Raw genomic sequence first — 22,155 nt, 5'->3', positions numbered from 1 at the left:
CGCATGAGGGCTCGGGGGACGACAGCGGCAGTGGCGACGACGGCAGCGGCGGGGCTCCTGCTGCTGGGCGGGTGCACCGCCGGCGGCGGGGCCGAGGCGGGCGCCACGGCGTCCGCGCCCGCCTCGCGGACGCCGAGACCCCCCATCACCGACCTGATCACTCCGAGCCCGACCCCCTCCGCTCCGGCGACCGCCGAGCCGGTCGGAACCGTCGTCGACGCCGGGCCGGTCGGCGAGGGAGTCCCCGCCACCGTCTCGGGCACCGGCCCGGCCGACGTGTCGTTCCAGCGGCAGGGCGAGTTCGCGGTCGTCCTGAGCCTGGACTGCTCGGCCTGCACGGGCACGGCGATCGTCACCGCCGCGGGCCGGATGACGCCCTTCGGCGAGGCCGCCGCCCCGATGACGGGGTCGTTCCTGACCGGGATCTTCCGCGACGACCCCGTCGAGCAGCAGGTGATCGTCCGAGCCGACGGGCCGTGGACGCTCGGCCTGCAGAGCTGGAACGACCTCGCAACGGTGAGCGGTGCGCAGTCCGGCACCGGCCCGGCCGTCCTGTTCTTCTCCGACGACGTCCCGCGCGTGACGGTCGACTACACGCCCGCGGGTCCGGACGACTCGTTCTCCGGCCGCGTGTTCACGACCTCCGATCAGCCGCAGCTGTTCGGCGACTCCGTCGCCTTCTCCGAGGTGTTCGAGGCCGACCTGCCCGGCGTCATGGCCGTCCAGACCGAGGGGACCTGGACCGTGACGCCGACGCCCTGACCCGGGGTCGCGACGCGCCGTCCGCGGAGTCGGGGAACGGGCGCCCCTCGGCCCAGACCCGCTGCACGCGGAGCGATGCGTCGAGCAGGACGACGTCGGCGCGGTACCCGGGGGCCAGCAGGCCGAGGTCGCCACGGCCGAGCACGCGGGCGGGAACGGCGGTGAGGGCGGCGACGGACGCCTGCAGCCCGAGCCGGCCGGGCCCGACGGCCCGCCGCAGGGCCTCCTCCTGCGTGAGCGTGGATCCGGCGAGCACAGCGGTGCCCGCGAGCCGGGCGACTCCGCCGAGCACCTCGACGTCGAGCGGGCCGAGGCGGTGCGCTCCGTCGCCCGCCCCGGCCGCCGCCATCGCGTCGGTGACGAGCGCGATCCGCCCGGGAGCCGCCGCGAACGCGAGCCGCACCACCTCGACGTCCACGTGCCGGCCGTCGAGGATCAGCTCGAGCGCGACCCGCTCGTCCCCCAGGGCCACCGGGATCGGGCCCGGGGAGCGGTGGCCGATCCCGGGCATGGCGTTGAACGCGTGCGTGACCAGCCGGGCTCCGCGGTCGAACGCTGCCCGCGCCTGGTCGGCGTCCGCCTCGGTGTGGCCCACCGCGACCACCGTGCCGGCGCCGGCGAGCCGCTCCACCGCGGCGAGGGCTCCCGGCAGCTCGGGCGCGAGCGTGATCTGCGCGAGGCGTCCGCGGGCGGCGTCCAGCAGCCGGCCGACCGCGCCGGAGGAGGGGTGCACGAGAGCCGCGGGGTCGTGCGCTCCCCTGCGCGAGGGCGCGAGGAACGGGCCCTCGAGGTGCGCGCCGAGCACGAGCGGGTCGGTGACCGCGAGGGCCGAGACCGCGTCCAGAGAGGACTCCAGCTGCTCCAGCGGCGCCGAGACCAGGCTGACCAGCGAGCGCGTGGTGCCGCGGGAGCGGTGCAGCGCGAGGCCCGCGCGGATCGCCTCCGCTCCTCCGTCGAAGCCGTGACCGCCCCCTCCGTGCACATGGAGGTCGAGGAAGCCCGGGACAGCGGTGAGGCCCCGCGCGTCGTGCAGCTGCGCCCCCTCCGCCTGCGCCTGCCAGCCGGTGCCGGTGCCGGTCGCCGTGATCGCGCCGTCCCGCGCGAGGAGCCAGTGGTCCTCCACCGTCCCGGCCGCGTCGACCTTCCGTGCGCTGTGGATGATCAGCGCGGCGTGCGCCATGCGGTCGTCTCCTGGGTGTCGGTTCCGGATCGGCGGGGACTCCGCCCCCTCCCGACGATGGCACAGCCCTCGCCGGTCGCGCCGGTCCGACACCGATCACTGCGCCACCCCGAACGCATTCCGCGCCTCCGCGTCACGAACAAGGACCTCACGCGTCTCCTGTGCATGCCCGCCCTGCTGCTGCGGCTGCGGTTCCGCCGCTGCTACGGGCTCGGCCTCGACGAGCACCTCGCCCTCCGCCGACTCGAGCTGGCCGCCGTCCTGATGGCGAGCACCCCCGTCGCTCTCGGCGGCCTCGACCGCATCGCCCGGGGCTCCGGCTACCGGGGCACCGCCGAGCTGGACCGCGACCACCGGAGGCACCGCCGGTCCTCCGCGCTGGCCGCCTGGTTCCGGGCCGCCCCGCGTCCCGAGCGCGAGCATCGGCCCGGCACCCGGCCCGAGGAGGAGCTGCTCGCCGCAGCGCCGGGCGCTGCGACTCCGGCCCGCCCCAGCAGCATCCGCTCGGCACCGGTCACCCCGCTGAGGCGCCGCGCCTGAGCCCGGCCGCGGAGCGGTACAGTGCCACGATGCGCACCTCCGGAACCCGCCGATGACGGCCGTCCGCTACGTCGCGATCGGCGATTCCTTCACCGAGGGCGTCGGCGACGAGCGGCCGGACGGCACCCCGCGCGGCTGGGCCGATCTGGCGGCCGCGGGATGGGCGGCGGCCACGGGTGAGCGGATCGAGTACGCGAACCTCGCGATCCGGGGCCGGCTCATCGCGCCGATCCTCGCCGAGCAGCTCGAGCCCGCGCTCGCCCTGGGTCCGACCCACCTCTCCTTCAACGGCGGCGGCAACGACATGCTGCGCCCGCGGGCCGACATCGAGCGGATCGCCGACGCCTACCTCCGCGTCCTCGAGCGCTGCGACGAGCAGGGCGTCGTGCTGATCGCCCTGGCCGGCGCCGATCCGTCGCCGCGGCTCCCGCTCGGCTCGCTCATCCGTCGCCGCGGGGACGCGCTGACCGACGCCGTCCTGCGCCGGACGAGCCACCGGACCGACGTGGTCGTCGCCGACAACTGGCACGACCCCGCTTTCGCCGATCCGGCGCTGTGGTCGGAGGACCGCCTGCACCTCGGCCCGCGGGGACACCGGCGGGTGGCCGACCGGGTCCTGCGGGCGCTCGGGCTCACGCCGCCCGCCGCGCTGCCCGACGCTCCCGAGGCCGCACTCCGGCGCGGCGGAACCGTGCACTACTACCGGCAGCACGTCGCGCCGTGGGTGCAGCGCAGGCTCACCGGCACGTCCTCCGGGGACGGCCGCGCCGCGAAGTACGCGGGCTTCGTGCCGATCGACCCGGTCTGACGCCTCCTCCGAGGAGCACGGCCCTCGTTCGACGGGCAGGGATCTCCCGTGAGGCGGTCAGCGGCGACCACTCGTGGCCGCTCGACGGCGTCGAGCGCTCAGTGCCAGCCGTACCGCGCCGAGAGCACCCGGGCGACGGCGTCGTACCGAGCGCGCTCCAGAGCTGCTCCTTCGCGGCGCATCCCGGCGGGGTGCACGCGGAACACGCGCTCCGGGTCGACCCAGCTGGGGCGCCCGTCCGGGTCCCAGCCGCCGGTGCCGACGGCCAGGTAGTCGGAGTGCTCCTTCGAGCTCAGCCGCACGGCGAGAACCGTCCCCGACTTCTCGACCGCGAGCACGAGCACCGGGCGGTCCTTGCCGCGGCCGTCGTCCTCCTCGTAGGGGACCCAGGTCCAGACGACCTCGCCCGGGTCCGGGTCGCCGTCGGGCGTGGGCGCGTAGCCCAGGCGGACCCCGCGGAGCCGCGACGGGTCGACCTCGACGGTGCGGCCCACTCCGCTCGCGCCCGGCGTCGGCGCCGTCGTGCTCAGGTACGGGCGCTGCGGGCGGGGCCCGGCGTCCGGCCGCGGGGCGACCGCGCGGCCGAGGAGTCGGAGGAGCAGGGACACGACCGAGCGCGAGGAGGGCACCCCGGAACCCTAGCCCGGATCCGCGGCCGCCCGCCCGCGGGGGCGCGCCCGGCGGTCGCCCGGCCCGGACGCGCCGACGGGGTGCCGGCTCCGGAGAGCCGGCACCCCGTCGGGTGCTGCGGAGGAGGGGGTCAGTCCGCCAGGACGTAGCCCGCCTCGCCGTGGATGGCCGTGTCGATGCCGGCGATCTCGTCCTCGTTCTTCACGCGGAAGCCCATCGTCTTCTGGATGATCCAGCCGATGAGGAGCGTCATGACGAAGGAGTAGGCGAGGACGGTGAAGGCCGCGAGGGCCTGCTTGCCGAGCTGGCTCGCGTCGCCGGTGAGGAACAGGCCCACGCCGGTGCCGAAGAAGCCGATGTAGAGCGTTCCGATGAGGCCGCCGACCAGGTGCACGCCGACCACGTCGAGCGAGTCGTCGTAGCCGAGGCGGTACTTGAGGTCGATCGCCAGGGCGCAGACGGCTCCGGTGATGACGCCCAGGACGATCGCCCAGAACGGCGACAGGCTGGCGCACGCCGGGGTGATCGCGACGAGGCCCGCGACCGCGCCCGAGGCGGCGCCGATCGAGGTGGGCTTGCCGTCCTTGATCTTCTCGACGACGAGCCAGCCGAGGATCGCGGCGGCCGGAGCGGCGATGGTGTTGAGGAAGGCGACGGCCGCGATGCCGTCGGCGGCGAGCTCGGAGCCGGCGTTGAAGCCGAACCAGCCGAACCACAGCAGTCCGGCGCCCAGGAGCACGAACGGCGGGTTGTGCGGCTGGTGCGCGCCCTTGGTGAAGTTGACGCGCTTGCCGAGCACCAGGGCGAGGGCGAGGGCCGCCGCTCCGGCGTTGATGTGGACGGCGGTGCCGCCCGCGAAGTCGATCGCGCCGACGCCGTAGGCGATCCAGCCGCCGTCGACGACGGTGGCGTCGTCGCCGAGGGTGAAGTTGAAGACCCACGAGGCGACCGGGAAGTAGACGACGGTGGCCCAGACGCCGGCGAAGACCATCCAGGCCCCGAACTTCGCGCGGTCCGCGATGGCGCCGGAGATGAGCGCGACGGTGATGATCGCGAACGTCGCCTGGAACGCGGCGAAGGCCAGCGTCGGGTAGGCCGACGTCTGCTCGCCGAGTGCGTCGTTGTAGATGCCCTGCAGGCCGATCTGGGCGGTGTCGATGCCGAGGACGCCGTCGATGCCGACGAAGGTGTCGGTCCCCGCGGGGCCGGACGGGCCGTTGCCGAACGCGATCGCGTAGCCGTACAGGACCCAGAGGACCCCGATGAGGCCCATGGCTCCGAAGCTGAGCATCATCATGCTGATGACGCTCTTCGCACGCACCAGGCCGCCGTAGAAGAAGGCGAGCCCGGGGGTCATGAGCAGGACCAGCGCGGCTGCGATGAGCAGGAACGCGGTATTGCCTTGATCCATTGTTGAACCTCTCGTGAGTGTGCAGAGAAAAGCCCGGAGCGAGGACGCTGCGTCGGAGCACGGCCTGGAGACACGCGGGTGTCGGGTCACCTCGGGTAGCCGACAGTCTGGTGGCGCGAGGTTTCGTCCCGTGAGGCACCGCGTTTCGCGGAGGTTACGGCCGAGGCCCCTGTGTAAAAAGCGCGTTACGGCGCGCTGGCGGACGGCACGACGACGACCCCGGGAACGCCGGGAGGAGAGCGGATCCGCCCCTAGGAGCGGGGCGCCATCGAGGTGAGCGCGATGAGCCGCGACATCGAGCGCAGGTACTTCTTGCGGTAGCCGCCGCTCAGCATGTCGCCGCCGAAGACCTCGTCGAGGGGCGTCCCGGAGGCGAGGACCGGGATCTGCGCGTCGTAGACCCGGTCGATGAAGGCCACGAGGCGCAGGGCGTCGGTCTGGTCGGTCAGAGCGGTGACGCCCCGGAGCACGATGGTGTCGACGCCGTCGATCACCTTGATGTAGCGGGAGGGGTGCACGGTGCCCAGGTGGTGCACGGCGTCCGCGAACGGGTCGTCGGTGACGACGGAGCCGGCGGGGGCGGCCGCGACGAGAGCGTCGATCTCCTCGTCGGTGCGCACCACGGCGTGGCCCTCGATGTCGCGGCGCCGGTAGTCGGTGCCGTCGATCCGCATCGTCTCGAAGTGGGCGGCCATCGACTGGATCTCGCGGAGGAAGTCCGCTGCGGCGAAGCGCCCCTCGCCCAGCGCGTTGGGCGGGGTGTTCGAGGTCGCGGCGATGCGGGTCCCGGAGGCGACCAGCTCGCCGAGGAGCCGCGTCATCAGCATCGTGTCGCCCGGGTCGTCCAGCTCGAACTCGTCGATGCACAGCAGCGCCGAGCCCTTGAGGAGCGAGACGGTCGCCGCGTAGCCGAGCGCGCCGACGAGCGCGGTGTACTCGATGAACGTCCCGAAGTAGGTGCGGCCCGGCACCGCGTGCCAGATCGCCGCGAGCAGGTGGGTCTTGCCGACGCCGAAGCCGCCGTCGAGGTACACGCCCGGCTTGACCGTGGGGGCCTTCTTCCGGCCGAAGCCCAGGAAGCCGCCTCCGCCTCCCTTGGATCCGCCGCCGGCGGCGAACGCGCGGAGAGCCTCCACCGCGTCGGCCTGCGAGGGGTACTCCGGGTCGGGACGGTAGCTCTCGAAGGTGGCGCCCTCGAACTGGCGCGGGGGCACCAGCGTCGACGCGATCTCGTGCCCGCTGATCTGGGGCGAGCGGGCGGTCAGGCTGCTCGTCGATCGGATGTCGTCGGGGCTCACTCGCGTCTCGCATCCTGCGCACGGCGGGGGTCCGTGCGCTCAGTGGCGGCGGCCGCACCGGGCACGGAGCCGCCGCGGTTCTGTGTCGAACTCTTACGGCGCCCTCCGTGCGGCGTCGTCCGCGGACGCGTACTGTCGCTGAAGGGCGGGCTCCAGCGTAGCCCGCCGTGGAATCACGCCCGCGCTCCGCGCACCATCCTGGAGGTCCTCCTTGTCCGTCGAAACCGATCCGTCGCCGAAGTTCGCCTCCTACGCGCACCCCGAACGGCTCGTCAGCGCCGACTGGCTCGAGCAGCGCCTCGGCACTCCCGGTCTCGTCGTCGTCGAGTCCGACGAGGACGTCCTGCTCTACGAGACCGGCCACATCCCCGGCTCCGTCAAGATCGACTGGCACACCGACCTCAACGACCCGGTGCAGCGCGACTACATCGACGGCGCCGCGTTCGCCGCGCTGGTCGGCGGCAAGGGCATCGCCCGCGACACCACCGTCGTCGTCTACGGCGACAAGAACAACTGGTGGGCCGCCTACGCGCTCTGGGTCTTCACCCTCTTCGGTCACGAGGACGTCCGTCTGCTCGACGGCGGCCGCGACAAGTGGCTCGCGGAGGGCCGCCCGACGACCACCGACGCCTCCTCCCCGGAGCCCGCCGAGTACCCCGTCGTCGAGCGCAGCGACGCCGAGATCCGCGCCTTCAAGGACGACGTCCTCGCGCACTTCGGCAACCCGCTGATCGACGTCCGCTCCCCGGAGGAGTTCACCGGGCAGCGCACCACGGCGCCGGCCTACCCGGAGGAGGGCGCCCTGCGCGCCGGTCACATCCCCAGCGCGCAGAACGTGCCCTGGGGCAGGGCCGCCGCCGAGGACGGCACCTTCCGCCCCCTCGACGAGCTGAACGGCATCTACCGCGAGGGCGCGGGGCTGAAGGACGGCGACTCCGTCATCGCCTACTGCCGGATCGGCGAGCGCTCCGCCCACACCTGGTTCGTGCTGACCCACCTCCTCGGCTTCGAGGGCGTCCGCAACTACGACGGCTCCTGGACCGAGTGGGGCAGCGCCGTCCGCGTCCCGATCGTGCAGGGCGCCGAGCCCGGCGAGGCCCCCGCGGCCCGCTGACGCGTCACGACGGAGGCCGGGAGCGCCGATCCGCCCGTCGACGGGCCGGATCCGGGCTCCCGGCCTCCGCTGCGACCGCCCGCCGCCCCTCCCCCGATGAGACACTGGACCGGATGACCGACACCACGCTCCCCGACGCTCTGCGCGACATCCGCGAGGAGTTCCTCGCCCTCGAGAAGCCGGAGCGCCTGCAGCTCCTACTCGAGTTCTCGAACGAGCTCCCCGACCTGCCCGAGCGCTACCGCGACCACCCGGACCTCTTCGAGCGCGTGGAGGAGTGCCAGGCGCCCGTCTTCATCGTCGTCGACGTCGAGGGCGGGATCGTGCACCTGCACGCCACGGCTCCCCGCGAGGCGCCCACGACGCGCGGCTTCGCGTCGATCCTGGCGCAGGGCCTGGCCGGGCTCACCCCCGAGCAGGTGCTCGCCGTTCCCGACGACTTCCCGCAGACCATCGGCCTCTCGGAGGCGGTTTCGCCGCTGCGCCTGCGCGGCATGACCGCGCTGCTCGGCCGCACCAAGCGGCAGGTCCGCGCGCACCTGGCCGCATGATCCTCCGGCCGCTCGTCCCAGCCGGTCCGCCGATCGTGATCGGCGAGGAGGGCGCGCGAGCGGCGGTCGCGGACGCCTGGCGTCCCGACGAGGCGGTGCGCGTGCGCCTTAACATGATCGCGAGCGTCACCGGCTCCAGCACCGGCTCCGACGGCACGAGCGAGACGCTCACCAACCGCGTCGACCGCACGATCCTCGGAGTCGTCCGCGAGCAGGCCGACGTCGTCCTCGTCGGAGCCGCGAGCGTCCGCGCCGAGGGCTACCGCGTTCCCCGGCGGGTCCCGCTCGCCGTCGTCTCCGCCTCGGGCGATCTCGCCGGGCACCGCCTGGAGCTGCAGGAGGGCTCCCGGGTCCTGCTGCTGGTGCCGGAGTCGCGCGGCGCGGTGGAGGGGCTCCCCGCCGGCGTCGAGGTGGTCCGGGTCCCGTCCTCCTCGGAGCGGATCGGCGTCGACGAGCTCCTGGAGGCTCTCGCCGGGCTCGGCCTGCACCGCGTCGTCTGCGAGGGCGGCGCCTCGCTCTCGGGCCAGTTCCTCGCCTCGGGCCGGGTCGACGAGCTGTGCCTCACCACCTCGCCGCGCGTCGTCCTGCCGGGCCTCCCGGTCGCGACGGGCACGGCCGTCGTCGACGACGCCTACGCCCTGACGCTCCTGGCCGCGGACGATTCCGGGGCCGTCTACGCCCGCTGGAGCCGCACGCGCTGAGAGCCGCCCACCCGGCGTGCCTCCGCGTCCCGGGCGCGTCGGAACCCTAGTCTGCGACCGTGCCCGAATTCCCAGCGTCGTCCCAGCTCCCCGAGGAGTTCCGGGTCGCGACGGAGTCGATCCGCGCCGCTGCCAGGCGCGCCGAGCTCACCGTGTCCGAGATCGCCTCGCCGTCGGGTCTCGCGCCCTGGGCCCTCGCCCTGTCGGGCGACGTCGCGCCGCACGCGCACGGACGCGACTCCGAGCTGGGCACGGGGCGCTTCATCCTGCTCTACGACCCCGAGGAGCCCGAGCAGTGGGGCGGCCCCTTCCGTGTCGTCTGCTTCGCCCAGGCCCCGCTCGAGGTCGAGATCGGCACCGATCCGTTCCTCGCCGAGGTCGCCTGGTCCTGGCTCATCGACGCCCTCGGGGCGCGGGGCGCCTCCTATTCCGCCGCGTCCGGCACGGCCACCAAGGTGCTCTCCACCGGCTTCGGCGAGCTGGCCGCTCAGGGCGACGGTGCGCAGATCGAGATCCGCGCCTCCTGGAGCCCGGATGATGCGCAGCTCGCCGCTCACGTGGAAGGGTGGGGGGAGCTGTTGTGCATGCTCGCGGGTCTCCCGCCCGTATCGAGCGACGGTGTGACCCCGCTCGCCTTCCGACGGAACAACCGTGACTGATTACCGTGTCCTCTCCACGCCCGACGAGTTCCTCGCCGCGGTCGACGCCCTCGCCGCCGGCGAGGGCCCCGTCGCCGTCGACGCCGAGCGCGCCTCCGGCTTCACCTACTCGCAGCGCGCGTACCTGATCCAGGTCTACCGGCGCGGTGCCGGCGCGTTCCTCTTCGATCCCCCCGCCATCGGCCGGATGGACGCCCTGCAGGCGGTCATCGGCCAGGAGGAGTGGGTCCTCCACGCCGCCAGCCAGGATCTCGCCTGCCTGCGCGAGGTGGGCCTGGACCCGGTGCGGATCTTCGACACCGAGCTCGCCGCCCGGCTCCTCGGACTGCCCAAGGTGGGCCTCGGCGCCGTCGTCGAGGACCTCCTCGGCATCCACCTGGCCAAGGAGCACTCGGCCGCCGACTGGTCGACCCGCCCCCTCCCCCAGAGCTGGCTCGTCTACGCCGCGAAGGACGTGGAGCTCCTCGTGGACCTCCGCGACCGCATGGAGGAGATGCTCATCGCCGCGCGGAAGACGCGCATCGCCCGCGAGGAGTTCGAGGCGACGCTCGCGCGCGCCCCGAAGGCGGTCCCGCCGGATCCGTGGCGCCGCCTCTCCGGCATGCACTCGCTCCGCGGCCCGCGCCCCCTCGCCGTGGCGCGCGAGCTCTGGCTGGCCCGGGACGCGTTCGCCCGCGAGCGCGACATCGCTCCCGGCCGCCTGATCCCCGACTCCTCGATCATCGCGGTCGCCCGCAACATCCCGACCAGCATCGGCCAGCTCTCGGGCCGCCGCGACTTCACCGGCCGCGCCAGCCGCGGCGAGGTCGAGCGCTGGTGGGCCGCGATCGAGCGCGGGACGACGACCGAGGACCTGCCGAGCCCGACCCGCCCGGCCGCCGACACGCTCCCCCCTCCCCGCGCGTGGGGCGATCGCAACCCGGCCGCCGACGCGCGCCTGAAGGCGGGACGCGCCGTGGTCACCGAGATCGCCGAGCTGCTCTCGCTCCCGGTCGAGAACCTGCTCACGCCGGAGCTGCTGCGCCGGGTGGCCTGGAACCCGCCCGAGCCGCTGACCGCGGAGTCGGTCGCCGCGGAGCTCACCCGCGCCGGCGCCCGCGCCTGGCAGGTCGAGGCCACGTCGGGCTCGATCGCCACCGCGTTTGTCGAAGCGGCCCAAGCGCCGGCCGAGGGCACCGAAACCCCTTCGTAGGAAGCGGCAAAGGATTCCGGCTGCGCGGTGCCGGTTCCTACGATCGACGGCGACCGTGAGTTCCTGGGAGGCATTGTGGCCGAGAGATCCGAAGTCGTGTTCGTCGACGGAGTCCGTACTCCGTTCGGGCGTGCCGGCGAGAAGGGCATGTACTGGCAGACCCGAGCCGACGACCTCGTCGTCAAGGCGATGATCGGTCTGCTGGAGCGCAACGGCGCGCTGCCGAAGGAGCGGGTGGACGAGGTGGCGATCGCCGCCACCACCCAGCAGGGCGACCAGGGCCTGACCCTCGGCCGCACGGCGGCGCTGCTCGCAGGGCTGCCGAAGTCGGTGCCCGGCTTCGCCATCGACCGCATGTGCGCCGGAGCGATGACCTCGGTCACCGCGACCGCGGGCGGCATCGCGTTCGGCGCCTACGACGTGGTCCTCGCCGGCGGCGTGGAGCACATGGGCCGGCACCCGATGGGCTTCGGCGCCGACCCCAACCCGCGCTTCCTCTCCGAGCGCCTCGTCGGCGAGGACGCGCTCAACATGGGCCGCACGGCGGAGCGGATCCACGACCGCTTCCCGCACCTGACGAAGGAGCGCGCCGACCACTACGCCCTGCGGAGCCAGCAGAAGCTCGCCGCCGCGTACGCCGCCGGCAGCATCCAGCCGGACCTCGTCCCCGTCGCCACGCGCAGCGCCGCGGGCTGGGGCCTCGCGACCGCCGATGAGGCACCGCGCCCCGAGACGACCCTCGAGGGCCTCGCGGGCCTGCGGACCCCGTTCCGCCCCCACGGCCGGGTGACCGCGGGCAACTCCTCCGGGCTCAACGACGGAGCGACGGTGTCGCTCCTGGCCAGCGCCGAGGCCGCACAGGAGCTGGGCCTGTCCGCGAAGATGCGGATGGTGAGCTTCGCGTACGCCGGCGTCGAGCCCGAGATCATGGGCATCGGCCCGGTCCCCTCGACCGAGAAGGCGCTCCGCAAGGCGGGCCTGGGCATCGAGGACATCGGGCTCTTCGAGCTCAACGAGGCGTTCGCCGTGCAGGTGCTCTCCTTCCTCGACCATTTCGGCCTCGACGACGACGACCCGCGCGTCAACGAGTACGGCGGAGCGATCGCGATCGGCCACCCGCTCGCCTCCTCCGGGGTCCGGCTGATGATCCAGCTGGCCCGGCAGTTCGAGTCGCACCCCGAGGTCCGCTACGGCGTGACGGCCCTCTGCGTCGGCCTCGGCCAGGGCGGCACGGTGATCTGGGAGAACCCGCACTACGACGGCAAGCGCGGACGACGGAAGGGACGCTGACCCATGCTCGACGGATTCGAGAACCTCGTGGACCTCGCCGAGGGCGAGGTCGTCACCCACTCCTACGTCCGCGACGTTCCGCTGCCCAGCGGCCGCACGCTCGCCCTGATCACGCTCGACAACGACCGCGACCACACCCGCCCCAACACCTTCGGGCCGGCGTCGCTCTTCGAGCTGGCGGACGTCCTCCTGGCGCAGAAGGAGCGCGCCTCGCGCGGCGAGATCCAGGCGGTCGGCATCACCGGCAAGCCGTTCATCCTCGCCGCGGGAGCCGACCTCAGCAAGGTCGGGGCCATCCCGAGCCGTGAGCTCGGCCGCCAGCTGGCGCGCCTGGGCCACCGCACGCTGGGGATGCTGGCCGAGCTGGGCGTGCCGTCCTTCGCCTTCATCAACGGCCTCGCCCTGGGCGGCGGCACCGAGATCGGCCTGAACGCCGACTACCGCACCGTCGACTCCTCCATCCCCGCGCTCGGGCTCCCCGAGGTCTTCCTCGGCATCATCCCCGGCTGGGGCGGCGCGTGGCTCCTGCCGAACCTGATCGGCATCGAGAACGCCCTCAAGGTCGTCGTCGAGAACCCGCTGAAGAACAACCGCACGCTCAAGGGCCAGGAGGTGTTCGACCTCGGCATCGCCGACGCGATCTTCCCGCCCGCCGCCTTCCTCGAGGACTCGCTCCGCTGGGCCGACGGCGTGATCGGCGGCTCTGTGAAGGTGGAGCGGCCGAACGCGCCCGGCAAGCTGGAGCGGCTGGTCAAGTGGGACGTCGCGATCTCGATCGCGCGCAAGCAGCTGGAGTCGCGGATCGGCACGGTCGCTGCGTCTCCGTACCGCGCGCTGGAGCTGCTCAAGGCCGCGAAGAACACCACGCGCGAGGAGGGCTTCGCCGCCGAGGACGAGGCGCTGGCCGACCTGATCTCGGGCGACCAGTTCCGCGCGAGCATCTACGCGTTCGATCTGGTGCAGAAGCGCGCCAAGCGTCCTGCGGGAGCGCCCGACAGGGCGCTGGCCAAGCCCGTCACCAAGGTCGGGGTGGTCGGCGCGGGCCTCATGGCCTCGCAGTTCGCGCTGCTCTTCGTCCGCCGCCTCCAGGTGCCGGTGGTCATCACCGACCTCGACCAGGAGCGGGTCGACAAGGGCGTCGCGGGCATCCGCGCCGAGATAGACGCGCTGCTGGCGAAGGGACGCGTCTCCCCCGACGACGCGAACCGCCTCCGCGCGCTGATCACCGGCACGACCGACCGCTCCGACTTCGCCGACGCCGACTGGGTGATCGAGGCGGTCTTCGAGGAGCTGTCGGTGAAGCAGGACGTGTTCGCCGACATCGAGCGCTACGTCTCGCCCACGGCGGTGCTCGCGACCAACACCTCGTCCCTCTCCGTCGAGCGCATCGGCGAGCGGCTGGAGCACCCCGAGCGCCTCGTCGGCTTCCACTTCTTCAACCCGGTCGCGGTCATGCCGCTGATCGAGGTGGTCCGGACGCCGCACACCGACGACGAGACCCTCTCGACGGCGATGGTCACCGCCGCGAAGCTCAAGAAGAACGCCGTCATCACGCGCGACACCCCGGGCTTCGTGGTGAACCGCGTGCTGGCGAAGGTCCTGGGCGAGGCGATGCACGCGGTCGACACGGGCACTCCCTTCGAGGTCGTCGAGCAGTCGCTGGCTCCGTTCGGCCTGCCGATGACCCCGTTCGAGCTGCTCGAGCTGGTGGGCCTCAAGGTCGGCGCGCACGTGCTCGACACCCATCACGCCGCGTTCCCCGACCGCTTCTTCGACAGCTCCAACCTGCACCGCCTCGCCGAGCTCGGCCACGTCTTCGAGCGCGACGCGAAGGGGCGTGTGAAGGGCGTCGACAAGCGCGCTGTCGCGATCGTCGCCGGCGGCACGGAGCCGATGACGGCCGAGCAGCTGCGGCTGCGCGTCGAGACGGGTCTCGCGGACGAGGTCAAGCGGATGCTGGACGACGACGTCGTGCACGCCGCCGAGGACATCGACCTCTGCCTGATCCTCGGCGCGGGCTACCCGTTCCAGATGGGCGGGCTCACGCCCTACCTCGACCGGGTCGGCGCGAGCGAGCGGGCGTTCGGGGACACGTTCCACCACCCCGCGATCCGCGGCGTCGACTGACGCGGAGTGCAGTGACGCGGAAGGGGCGCCGGATCGGATCCGGCGCCCCTTCCGCGCGTCGCCTGCGGGACGGGTCCCGACGGACGATCAGTCGCTGCGGGCGTCGTCCCGGGCCTCGACCTCGTCCGGGAGCGGACGGGCGACCGGGATCTTGCTGCCCAGCACCTGCGCGACGACGTCGCGGGCGATGTGCTGGGGAGTGAGCCCGACGTCCTCGAGGATCTCCTCGCGCTTCGCGTGGTCGAGGAACTGGTCGGGCAGCCCGAGCTCGGTCACCGCGGTGTCCACGCCGGCCTCGCGCAGGTCCTGGCGGATGCGCGTGCCGATCCCACCGACGCGCACCCCGTCCTCGATCGAGACGACGATGCGGTGCTCGCGGGCGAGCTCGATGATGCTGGTGGGCACGGGCACGACCCAGCGGGGGTCGACGACGGTGGCTCCGATGCCCTGGGCCGCGAGCCGCTGAGCGACCTCGAGACCCATCGCGGCCATCGGCCCGACCGTGACCAGCAGCACGTCCTTGCGCTCGGCGCGGGCGAGCACGTCGACCCCGTCGCCGAGACGCTCGACGGCGTCGATCTCGTCGCCGACGCTCCCCTTCGAGAAGCGCACCACGGTCGGCGCGTCGGTGACGCCGACGGCCTCGCGCAGCTCCTCGCGCAGGCGCACGGAGTCGCGCGGAGCGGCGAGGCGGATGTTCGGGACGACCTGCAGGATCGCCAGATCCCACATGCCGTGGTGGCTCGGACCGTCGGGTCCGGTGACTCCGGCGCGGTCCAGCACGAAGGTGACGCCCGCGCGGTGCAGTGCGACGTCCATCAGCACCTGGTCGAAGGCGCGGTTCACGAAGGTGGCGTACAGCGCGACGACCGGATGCAGCCCCCCGAAGGCGAGACCGGCGGCCGAGGTCACGGCGTGCTGCTCCGCGATGCCGACGTCGAAGACGCGCTCCGGGTACTTCTCCGCGAGGCGGTCGAGACCGACGGGCCGGAGCATGGCGGCCGTGATGCCGACGATCGTCGGGTCCTCGTCGGCCAGGGTGACGATCTCCTCGGCGAACACCGAGGTCCACGAGCGGGCGCCGGCCGCGCTCAGCGGCTCGCCCGTCTCGGGGTCGATCTGCCCGACGGCGTGGAACTGGTCGGCGAGGTCGTGCACGGCCGGACCGAAGCCCTTGCCCTTCTGGGTGATCGCGTGGACGATGACCGGCTGGCCGTAGTCCTTCGCCTGCTGGAGGGCCTCCTCCATCGCCGTCAGGTCGTGTCCGTCGATCGGCCCCAGGTACTTGATGTCGAGGTTGGAGTAGAGCGCCTCGTTGTTGATGAAGCGGCTGAGGAAGCCGTGGAGCCCGCCGCGCACGCCGCGGTAGACGGCGGCGGCGGGGCCGCCCAGCCGCTCCGAGACGGCCCGGGAGCCGCGGTGCATCGTGCGGTAGGTCGGCCGCGTGCGGACGCCGTTGAGGAAGCGGGCCATGCCGCCGATGGTCGGGGCGTAGGAGCGCCCGTTGTCGTTGACCACGATGACCAGCCCGCGGGAGTTGTCGTCGCTGATGTTGTTCAGCGCCTCCCAGGTCATGCCGCCGGTGAGGGCGCCGTCGCCCACGACCGCGACGACGTGGCGGTCGGTCTGGCCGGTCATCGTGAAGGCGCGGGAGATGCCGTCCGCCCAGGACAGCGAGCTGGAGGCGTGCGAGCTCTCGACGATGTCGTGCGGCGACTCCCTCCGCTGCGGGTAGCCGGCGAGGCCGCCGCGCTGCCGGAGCTTCGAGAAGTCCTGGCGTCCGGTGAGCAGCTTGTGGACGTAGGACTGGTGACCGGTGTCGAACACGATCGCGTCGTGCGGCGAGTCGAAGACCCGGTGGATCGCGATGGTCGTCTCGACGACGCCGAGGTTCGGCCCCAGGTGGCCGCCGGTCTTCGAGACCTCGCGCACGAGGAAGTCGCGGATCTCCTGCGCCAGCGTCTCGAGCTCGGCCGCGGTCAGGCGATCGAGATCGCGAGGACCGCCGATGGTCTCGAGAACAGCCATGCGCGCCGCCTTCCGGGGTCGTGAGCGAGGTGGGGACGTCTCCCGAGTCTACGCACGGGGCCCCCGGGAACGCGTGTGCGCCTCCCCCGCAGGGAAGGCGCACACGCTCTGCGGCTGATCTAGACGAGCGAGCGCAGCACGTACTGCAGGATGCCGCCGTTGCGGTAGTAGTCCGCCTCACCGGGGGTGTCGATGCGGACGACCGCGTCGAACTCGACGGTCCGCTTGCCCTCGGCCGAGTGCTCGGTCGGCTCGGCGACGACGTGGACCGTCTTGGGGGTGACGCCCTCGTTCAGCTCCTCGATGCCCGAGATGCTGATCGACTCGGTGCCGTCCAGGCCCAGCGACTCCCAGCTCTCGCCCGCGGGGAACTGCAGCGGGACGACGCCCATGCCGATGAGGTTCGAGCGGTGGATCCGCTCGAAGCTCTCGACGATGACCGCCTTGACGCCCAGCAGGCTCGTGCCCTTGGCCGCCCAGTCGCGCGACGAGCCGGAGCCGTACTCCTTGCCGCCCAGGATGACGAGCGGGGTTCCCTCGGCCTGGTAGTTCTGCGACGCGTCGTAGATGAACGACTGCGGGGCGTCCGGCTGAGTGAAGTCGCGGGTGTAGCCGCCCTCCACGCCGTCGAGCAGCTGGTTGCGCAGGCGGATGTTCGCGAACGTGCCGCGGATCATCACCTCGTGGTTGCCGCGGCGCGAGCCGTAGGAGTTGTAGTCCTTGCGGTCGATGCCGTGCTCGTCGAGGTAGCGGCCGGCGGGGCTGTCGGCCTTGATCGAGCCGGCGGGGCTGATGTGGTCGGTCGTGACGGAGTCGCCGAGCTTGGCGAGCACGCGGGCACCGGCGATGTCGGTGACCGGGGTCGTCTCCATCGTCATGCCGTCGAAGTACGGGGGCTTCCGCACGTAGGTCGACGACTCGTCCCACTCGAAGATCGAGCCCTCGGGGGTCTGCAGCGCGCGCCAGCGCTCGTCGCCGTCGAACACGCCCGCGTACTGCGTGTCGAACATCGACTTGTCGATCGACGAGTCGATCGTCGCCTGCACCTCGGCCGCGTCGGGCCAGATGTCCTTGAGGAACACGTCGTTGCCGTCGGAGTCGGTGCCGAGCGCGTCGACCTCGAAGTCGAAGTTCATCGAGCCGGCGAGCGCGTAGGCGATGACGAGCGGGGGGCTCGCCAGGTAGTTCATCTTCACGTCCGGGTTGATGCGGCCCTCGAAGTTGCGGTTGCCCGAGAGCACGGCGGTCACGGCGAGGTCGTTGTCCTGCACCGCGGCCGAGATCTCCTCGAGCAGCGGGCCGGAGTTGCCGATGCAGGTCGTGCAGCCGTAGCCGACCGTGTAGAAGCCGAGCGCTTCGAGCGACTCGGTCAGGCCGGCCTTCTCGTAGTAGTCGGTGACGACCTTCGATCCGGGCGCCAGCGTGGTCTTGACCCACGGCTTGGCCTTCAGGCCCTTCTGCGCCGCGTTGCGGGCCAGCAGGCCGGCCGCGAGCATGACGGACGGGTTCGACGTGTTGGTGCACGAGGTGATCGCCGCGATCGCGACGGCGCCGTGATCGATCGTGAAGGTCCCGCCCTCGCCGAGCTCGACCGTGGTCGGCTTGGAGGCGGTCGACGGCGCGTGCGAGCGGTGGGTGTGCTCGTGGCTGCTGTGCTCGTCCTGCGGCTGCAGCTCTCCGGGGTCGGAGGCGGGGAACGACTCCGCGATGGTCAGGTCGACGATGTCGTGCGAGACGTCCGCGTAGTTGGTGAGATCCGACTCGAACTGCGTCTTGGCGGACGAGAGCTCGATCCGGTCCTGCGGGCGCTTCGGGCCGGCGATCGAGGGGACGACGGTGCCGAGGTCGAGCTCGAGGTACTCGCTGAAGACCGGCTCGACCGCGGGGTCGTGCCAGAGCTTCTGCAGCTTGGAGTACTGCTCGACGAGGGCGATCTGCTCGTCGCTGCGGCCGGTGAGGCGCAGATAGTCGAGGGTCACGTCGTCGATGGGGAACATCGCGGCGGTGGAGCCGAACTCGGGGCTCATGTTGCCGATGGTGGCGCGGTTCGCGAGCGGCACCGCGGCGACGCCTGCCCCGTAGAACTCGACGAACTTGCCGACCACGCCGTGCTTGCGCAGCATCTGCGTGATGGTGAGCACGACGTCCGTCGCGGTCACGCCGGTCGGGATCGAGCCGGTGAGCTTGAAGCCGACGACCTTCGGGATGAGCATCGAGACGGGCTGGCCGAGCATCGCGGCCTCGGCCTCGATGCCGCCGACGCCCCAGCCGAGCACGCCGAGGCCGTTGACCATCGTCGTGTGCGAGTCGGTGCCGACGCAGGTGTCGGGGTAGGCGCGCAGCGCGCCGCCCACCTCGCGGGTCATGGTGACGCGGGCGAGGTACTCGATGTTGACCTGGTGCACGATGCCGGTTCCGGGCGGGACGACCTTGAAGTCGTCGAAGGCGGTCTGGCCCCAGCGGAGGAACTGGTACCGCTCGCCGTTGCGCTCGTACTCGAGCTCGACGTTGCGCTCGAGCGCGTCCTCGGTGCCGAAGAGGTCGGCGATGACGGAGTGGTCGATGACCATCTCGGCGGGCGCGAGCGGGTTGATCCGGTTCGCGTCGCCGCCCAGGGCAGCGACGGCCTCGCGCATGGTGGCGAGGTCGACGATGCAGGGCACGCCGGTGAAGTCCTGCATGACCACGCGGGCCGGCGTGAACTGGATCTCGGTGTCGGGCTCCGACTCCGGGACCCACTCGCCGAGGGCGCGGATGTGGTCGGCGGTGATGTTCGCGCCGTCCTCCGTGCGGAGGAGGTTCTCGAGCAGCACCTTGAGGCTGAACGGGAGCTTCTCGTGACCGGGGACCCGGTCGATGCGGAACACCTCGTAGTCGGTCGAGCCGACCTTCAGGGTGTCTTTCGATCCAAAGCTGTCTACCGCGGACACGTCGCCCTCTCCTTCGCTGACTGCAGCGTCCGCCGACGGGCGGCGCCGCTCTCCGTCCTCATCTTGACGACCGCGCACAGCGGCCTGCCACCAAGGAGGACCTAACTCCTCGACGCCGAGGCGCCCGGTCGACCTCGCCGCGACGGTGCGGGGAGGCGAGCGCTATTTATCTCGACGTCGAGACAATTCTATGCACGATCCGGAGCATCGCCCGCATCGGCGCGCTCGCCGGCTCCGCGGTACTCGGCCCGGACGGCGAGCACGGTGAGCACCAGCAGCGGCGCGTACAGGGGCAGGCCCAGCGCCAGCTTCCAGATGCCCAGCGCCGTGGTGTCCTCGGCGAGGAACAGCGGGTACTGCCCGGCCAGGCGCAGGAGGAAGAGCCCCGCCCACGCGAGGGTCAGGGCGCCGAAGAGGCGGCGCTTGCGCCGATCGGATCGCCAGGCGGTGCCGTCCCCCATCAGGAAGCCGGCGGCGACGCCGATCAGGGGCCAGCGCACGAGGACGGAGAGGAGGAAGACGAGCCCGTAGACGAGGTTGGTGAGCAGCCCCAGGGCGAAGTTGTCGACGCCCCGCCCGGTGAACAGCGCCAGTGCGGCCGAGACCACCACGGCGAGCAGTCCGCCGACGGCCTGGATCACCGGCGTCCGGCCGAGCACCCGCGCCACCGTGAACGCCACGGCGAGCCCGACGGATGCGACCAGCGAGAGCACGAGCTCCGAGGTGACCGTGTAGAGCAGGACGAAGGCTATGCCGGGCACGACGGCCTCGAGGATCCCCCGGACGCCGCCCATGGTGCGCAGCAGCGCCTTCCCGTCGAACGGCTCGCCGTCGGCGACCGCGCCGAGTCCCGAGCGGCGGGCGGCCTGCGCGATCGCGTCGCCCACCTCGGGCCGGACCGGCTCCTCCGATCGGGCCGGGTCCTCGGGCCGCACCGGCTCCATGCCGGTCAGCTCGCGCTCTGCTGGGTCTGGCTGCCGGTCGGCACCTTCAGCGGGATCAGGTCGCGCGGAGGCATCGGGCCGCTGCCGCGGACCACGACGATGCTGCGGAAGAGCTCCTCGACCGAGGCGGCCGCCTGCTCGTCGACGGCTCCGGCTCCGGCGATCACGCCGCGGAGGAACCAGCGCGGACCGTCGACGCCGATGAACCGGGCGACGCGGGTCTGGCCGCCGGCGATCGGGAGCTCGGCGACGAGCTCCGGACCGAAGACGCCGTCGCGCTCCGTCGTCGATCCGCCCTGACGGCCGATCTGCTCGGCGATCTGGCCGCGGATCTCGTGCCAGAGGCCCGAGGAGCGCGGCGCGGAGAAGGGCTGCACCTGCAGCGTCGACCCTGCGTAGTCGAGGCCGACGGCGATGACGCGCTTGGTCCCCTCCTCGACCTCGAGGCGGATGTGCATGCCCTCGCGGGGAAGCACCTTCACCCCGCCGAGGTCGATGTAGGGGCGGACCGGGTTGGCCTCGCGCTCGTCCAGGGGCCCGGCCTCCGCGCGGTCCTCCGGCGCCGACTTCTCGAAGTCCTGCTGGACGGGCTCGGCGGCCTCGCCGGTCGTGGACTGGATGTCGCTCATGCGCTCTCCTCGTGGATTCTGGTCTCCTGGGCGCCGGCGGCGTACCCGGTGGATCCGAAGCCGCCCGTGCCGCGGACCGACTCGGGAAGCTCGTCGACGGCCGTGAACCTCGCCTGGACGACGGGGACGATCACGAGCTGCGCGATCCGGTCCCCCGCCGAGACGCGGTACGTCTCGCGGCTGTCGGTGTTCAGCAGCGCCACCCGGATCTCGCCGCGGTAGCCCGCGTCGATCGTTCCGGGGGCGTTGACGACGGTGATGCCGTGCCTGAAGGCCAGCCCGCTGCGGGGGACGACGAAGCCGGCGTGGCCCTCCGGGAGGGCGACGGCCACCCCGGTGCCGACGGAGGCGCGCTCACCGGGGGCGAGCACCACGTCCTCCGTCGAGTGGAGATCGGCTCCCGCGTCGCCCGGACGGGCGTAGGAGGGGAGCCGGTCCGCGGTGATCGGGACGTCGACGGTTGCAGGCACGTGACGAGGGTAGACCAAACGTCTGATCCAATAGGGTCATGCCGTCCTACCGAGAGAGGCTGTGGCCAGCGCCCTGGCTCTTCGTCGCCACCGCCCTCGTGATCCCCGCCAGCATCCTGGTGTTCGCGCCTATCGACCTCGCGGTGGGGGTGATCGTCGCGGTCGTTCTGTACGCGGGCTGCGTGCTGTCGCTGCTGGCGCTCTCCCCCGTGATCGAGGTGGCGGAGGGGGAGCTGCGCGCCGGCCGCGCGCACATCCCGCTGGACCTCGTGGGCGAGCCGTCCTCCTACTCGGGGGACCAGGCGTTCGCCGAGCGCGGGACGCGCCTGGACGCGCGGGCGTACCTGGTCATCCGCGGCTGGGTGAAGGAGGTGGTGCGGGTCCCGATCGAGGATCCGGCCGACCCGACGCCGTACTGGCTGGTCTCCACTCGCCGCCCGGACGACATCGTCGCCGCGATCCGGGGATCACGGCGACGGAGCGGTCGTCCTTCGGAGCCGGGAGGCGCTTAAGCGGCGCACTCCAGGCAGATCGGTCCGAGCTTCTCCTCGTGGTCGATCTGCGAGCGGTGCTTCACGAGGAAGCAGCTCACGCACGTGAACTCGTCCGCCTGGGGCGGAAGGACCACGACGTCCAGATCGAGGTCGGACAGATCGGCACCGGGCAGTTCGAATCCGCCCGGGTTGTCGGCGTCATCGACGTCGACGACTCCGGACATCTTGTCGGGGACTCGCTCCTTCAGGGCCTCGATCGACTCGGAGTCGTCATCGGTCTTGCGGGGGGCGTCGTAGTCCGTAGCCATTCCCATCCACTTCTTATTTCTGCTGTTCAACAAATCGGCGGGGTCAGTGTGCATCACGACGCATCGATTCGCAAACCACCTCGAACGGC

The 22,155-nt window shown here is 72.4% G+C and carries 21 protein-coding genes; 11 read left to right on the top strand and 10 right to left on the bottom strand.

The genetic code is table 11. The annotated features are described in order from the left end of the window. Positions 1-30: 30 nt before the first annotated feature. Complete coding sequence (locus C5C55_RS00920; protein WP_104232581.1) at positions 31-762, top strand: hypothetical protein; 732 nt, start codon at positions 31-33, stop codon at positions 760-762. Here C5C55_RS00920 and C5C55_RS00915 read toward each other — a convergent pair. Continuing rightward, positions 713-1,942, bottom strand: a complete 1,230-nt coding sequence (locus C5C55_RS00915) for an N-acetylglucosamine-6-phosphate deacetylase (protein WP_104232580.1) — start codon at positions 1,940-1,942, stop codon at positions 713-715. The genes C5C55_RS00920 and C5C55_RS00915 overlap by 50 nt on opposite strands. Before the next feature lie 165 nt (positions 1,943-2,107). On the opposite strand from C5C55_RS00915, the gene C5C55_RS00910 reads away from it, so the two are divergent. Both C5C55_RS00910 and C5C55_RS00905 read left to right on the top strand, forming a co-directional pair. Continuing rightward, positions 2,108-2,482 carry a hypothetical protein gene (locus tag C5C55_RS00910; protein WP_104232579.1) on the top strand — a complete coding sequence of 125 codons (375 nt, stop codon included), beginning with the start codon at positions 2,108-2,110 and terminating at the stop codon, positions 2,480-2,482. Between the two features lie 52 nt (positions 2,483-2,534). Next, positions 2,535-3,290, top strand: a complete 756-nt coding sequence (locus C5C55_RS00905; protein ID WP_104232578.1) for an SGNH/GDSL hydrolase family protein — start codon at positions 2,535-2,537, stop codon at positions 3,288-3,290. 98 nt (positions 3,291-3,388) lie between these two features. Here C5C55_RS00905 and C5C55_RS00900 read toward each other — a convergent pair whose 3' ends face one another. From C5C55_RS00900 to zapE, 3 genes are all read right to left on the bottom strand, one after another. Further along, on the bottom strand, positions 3,389-3,919 hold the full coding sequence (locus C5C55_RS00900) for a type II toxin-antitoxin system PemK/MazF family toxin (protein WP_167299028.1): 531 nt from the start codon (positions 3,917-3,919) through the stop codon (positions 3,389-3,391). Positions 3,920-4,050: 131 nt separating this feature from the next. Then, positions 4,051-5,331, bottom strand: a complete 1,281-nt coding sequence (locus C5C55_RS00895; protein ID WP_104222080.1) for an ammonium transporter — start codon at positions 5,329-5,331, stop codon at positions 4,051-4,053. Positions 5,332-5,582: 251 nt separating this feature from the next. Then, entirely contained in the window at positions 5,583-6,629 is a 1,047-nt protein-coding gene (gene zapE, locus C5C55_RS00890) for a cell division protein ZapE (RefSeq protein WP_104232577.1), read from the bottom strand. A 211-nt stretch (positions 6,630-6,840) separates the two neighbouring features. Here zapE and C5C55_RS00885 point away from each other — a divergent pair, with 211 nt between their 5' ends. The 7 genes from C5C55_RS00885 to C5C55_RS00855 all read left to right on the top strand — a co-directional run bounded on the left by C5C55_RS00885 (position 6,841) and on the right by C5C55_RS00855 (position 14,263). Further along, positions 6,841-7,743, top strand: a complete 903-nt coding sequence (locus C5C55_RS00885; protein WP_104232576.1) for a sulfurtransferase — start codon at positions 6,841-6,843, stop codon at positions 7,741-7,743. Between the two features lie 113 nt (positions 7,744-7,856). Continuing rightward, positions 7,857-8,294 carry a SufE family protein gene (locus C5C55_RS00880; protein WP_104222086.1) on the top strand — a complete coding sequence of 146 codons (438 nt, stop codon included), beginning with the start codon at positions 7,857-7,859 and terminating at the stop codon, positions 8,292-8,294. Beyond that, positions 8,291-8,995: a dihydrofolate reductase family protein gene (locus tag C5C55_RS00875; protein ID WP_104232575.1), complete on the top strand. Its 705-nt coding sequence runs from the start codon at positions 8,291-8,293 to the stop codon at positions 8,993-8,995. The genes C5C55_RS00880 and C5C55_RS00875 overlap by 4 nt, the downstream gene beginning before the upstream one ends. 59 nt (positions 8,996-9,054) lie before the next feature. Continuing rightward, on the top strand, positions 9,055-9,654 hold the full coding sequence (locus C5C55_RS00870; protein ID WP_104232574.1) for a DUF3000 domain-containing protein: 600 nt from the start codon (positions 9,055-9,057) through the stop codon (positions 9,652-9,654). After that, on the top strand, positions 9,647-10,846 hold the full coding sequence (locus C5C55_RS00865; RefSeq protein WP_104222092.1) for a ribonuclease D: 1,200 nt from the start codon (positions 9,647-9,649) through the stop codon (positions 10,844-10,846). Before C5C55_RS00870 ends, C5C55_RS00865 begins: the two co-directional genes overlap by 8 nt. Before the next feature lie 75 nt (positions 10,847-10,921). Next, complete coding sequence (locus tag C5C55_RS00860; RefSeq protein ID WP_104232573.1) at positions 10,922-12,136, top strand: thiolase family protein; 1,215 nt, start codon at positions 10,922-10,924, stop codon at positions 12,134-12,136. A 3-nt stretch (positions 12,137-12,139) separates the two neighbouring features. Next, a complete protein-coding gene (locus C5C55_RS00855) occupies positions 12,140-14,263 on the top strand; it encodes a 3-hydroxyacyl-CoA dehydrogenase NAD-binding domain-containing protein (protein ID WP_104232572.1) in 2,124 nt (707 codons plus the stop codon). Positions 14,264-14,350: 87 nt separating this feature from the next. Here C5C55_RS00855 and dxs read toward each other — a convergent pair whose 3' ends face one another. From dxs to dut, 5 genes are all read right to left on the bottom strand, one after another. Continuing rightward, positions 14,351-16,291 (bottom strand): 1-deoxy-D-xylulose-5-phosphate synthase, encoded by a 1,941-nt coding sequence (gene dxs, locus C5C55_RS00850; protein WP_104222098.1) that lies wholly within the window; start codon positions 16,289-16,291, stop codon positions 14,351-14,353. A 119-nt stretch (positions 16,292-16,410) separates the two neighbouring features. Then, positions 16,411-19,221, bottom strand: coding sequence for an aconitate hydratase AcnA (acnA, locus tag C5C55_RS00845; protein WP_104232571.1), 2,811 nt, complete (start codon positions 19,219-19,221; stop codon positions 16,411-16,413). Positions 19,222-19,409: 188 nt separating this feature from the next. Continuing rightward, a complete protein-coding gene (locus C5C55_RS00840) occupies positions 19,410-20,165 on the bottom strand; it encodes a DUF3159 domain-containing protein (protein ID WP_104232570.1) in 756 nt (251 codons plus the stop codon). Positions 20,166-20,170: 5 nt separating this feature from the next. Then, a complete protein-coding gene (locus C5C55_RS00835; protein WP_104232569.1) occupies positions 20,171-20,794 on the bottom strand; it encodes a DUF3710 domain-containing protein in 624 nt (207 codons plus the stop codon). Next, the gene (dut, locus tag C5C55_RS00830; RefSeq protein ID WP_104222105.1) at positions 20,791-21,264 is read right to left on the bottom strand and encodes a dUTP diphosphatase; all 474 of its coding nucleotides are present in this window, start codon (positions 21,262-21,264) and stop codon (positions 20,791-20,793) included. Before dut ends, C5C55_RS00835 begins: the two co-directional genes overlap by 4 nt. Before the next feature lie 38 nt (positions 21,265-21,302). Between dut and C5C55_RS00825 the strand changes: the two genes are divergently transcribed. Next, a complete protein-coding gene (locus C5C55_RS00825; protein WP_104232568.1) occupies positions 21,303-21,776 on the top strand; it encodes a DUF3093 domain-containing protein in 474 nt (157 codons plus the stop codon). Here the strand turns inward: C5C55_RS00825 and C5C55_RS00820 are convergent. Then, entirely contained in the window at positions 21,773-22,066 is a 294-nt protein-coding gene (locus C5C55_RS00820; protein WP_055792269.1) for a DUF4193 domain-containing protein, read from the bottom strand. The two genes, C5C55_RS00825 and C5C55_RS00820, sit on opposite strands and share 4 nt — an antisense overlap. Between the last annotated feature and the right edge of the window lie 89 nt (positions 22,067-22,155).

This window comes from Rathayibacter sp. AY1C2 (assembly GCF_002931195.1).
Taxonomy (GTDB): domain Bacteria; phylum Actinomycetota; class Actinomycetes; order Actinomycetales; family Microbacteriaceae; genus Rathayibacter.
The sequence above is the reverse complement of the archived record's forward strand: the minus strand, read 5'-3'. Positions and strand labels throughout refer to the sequence as shown.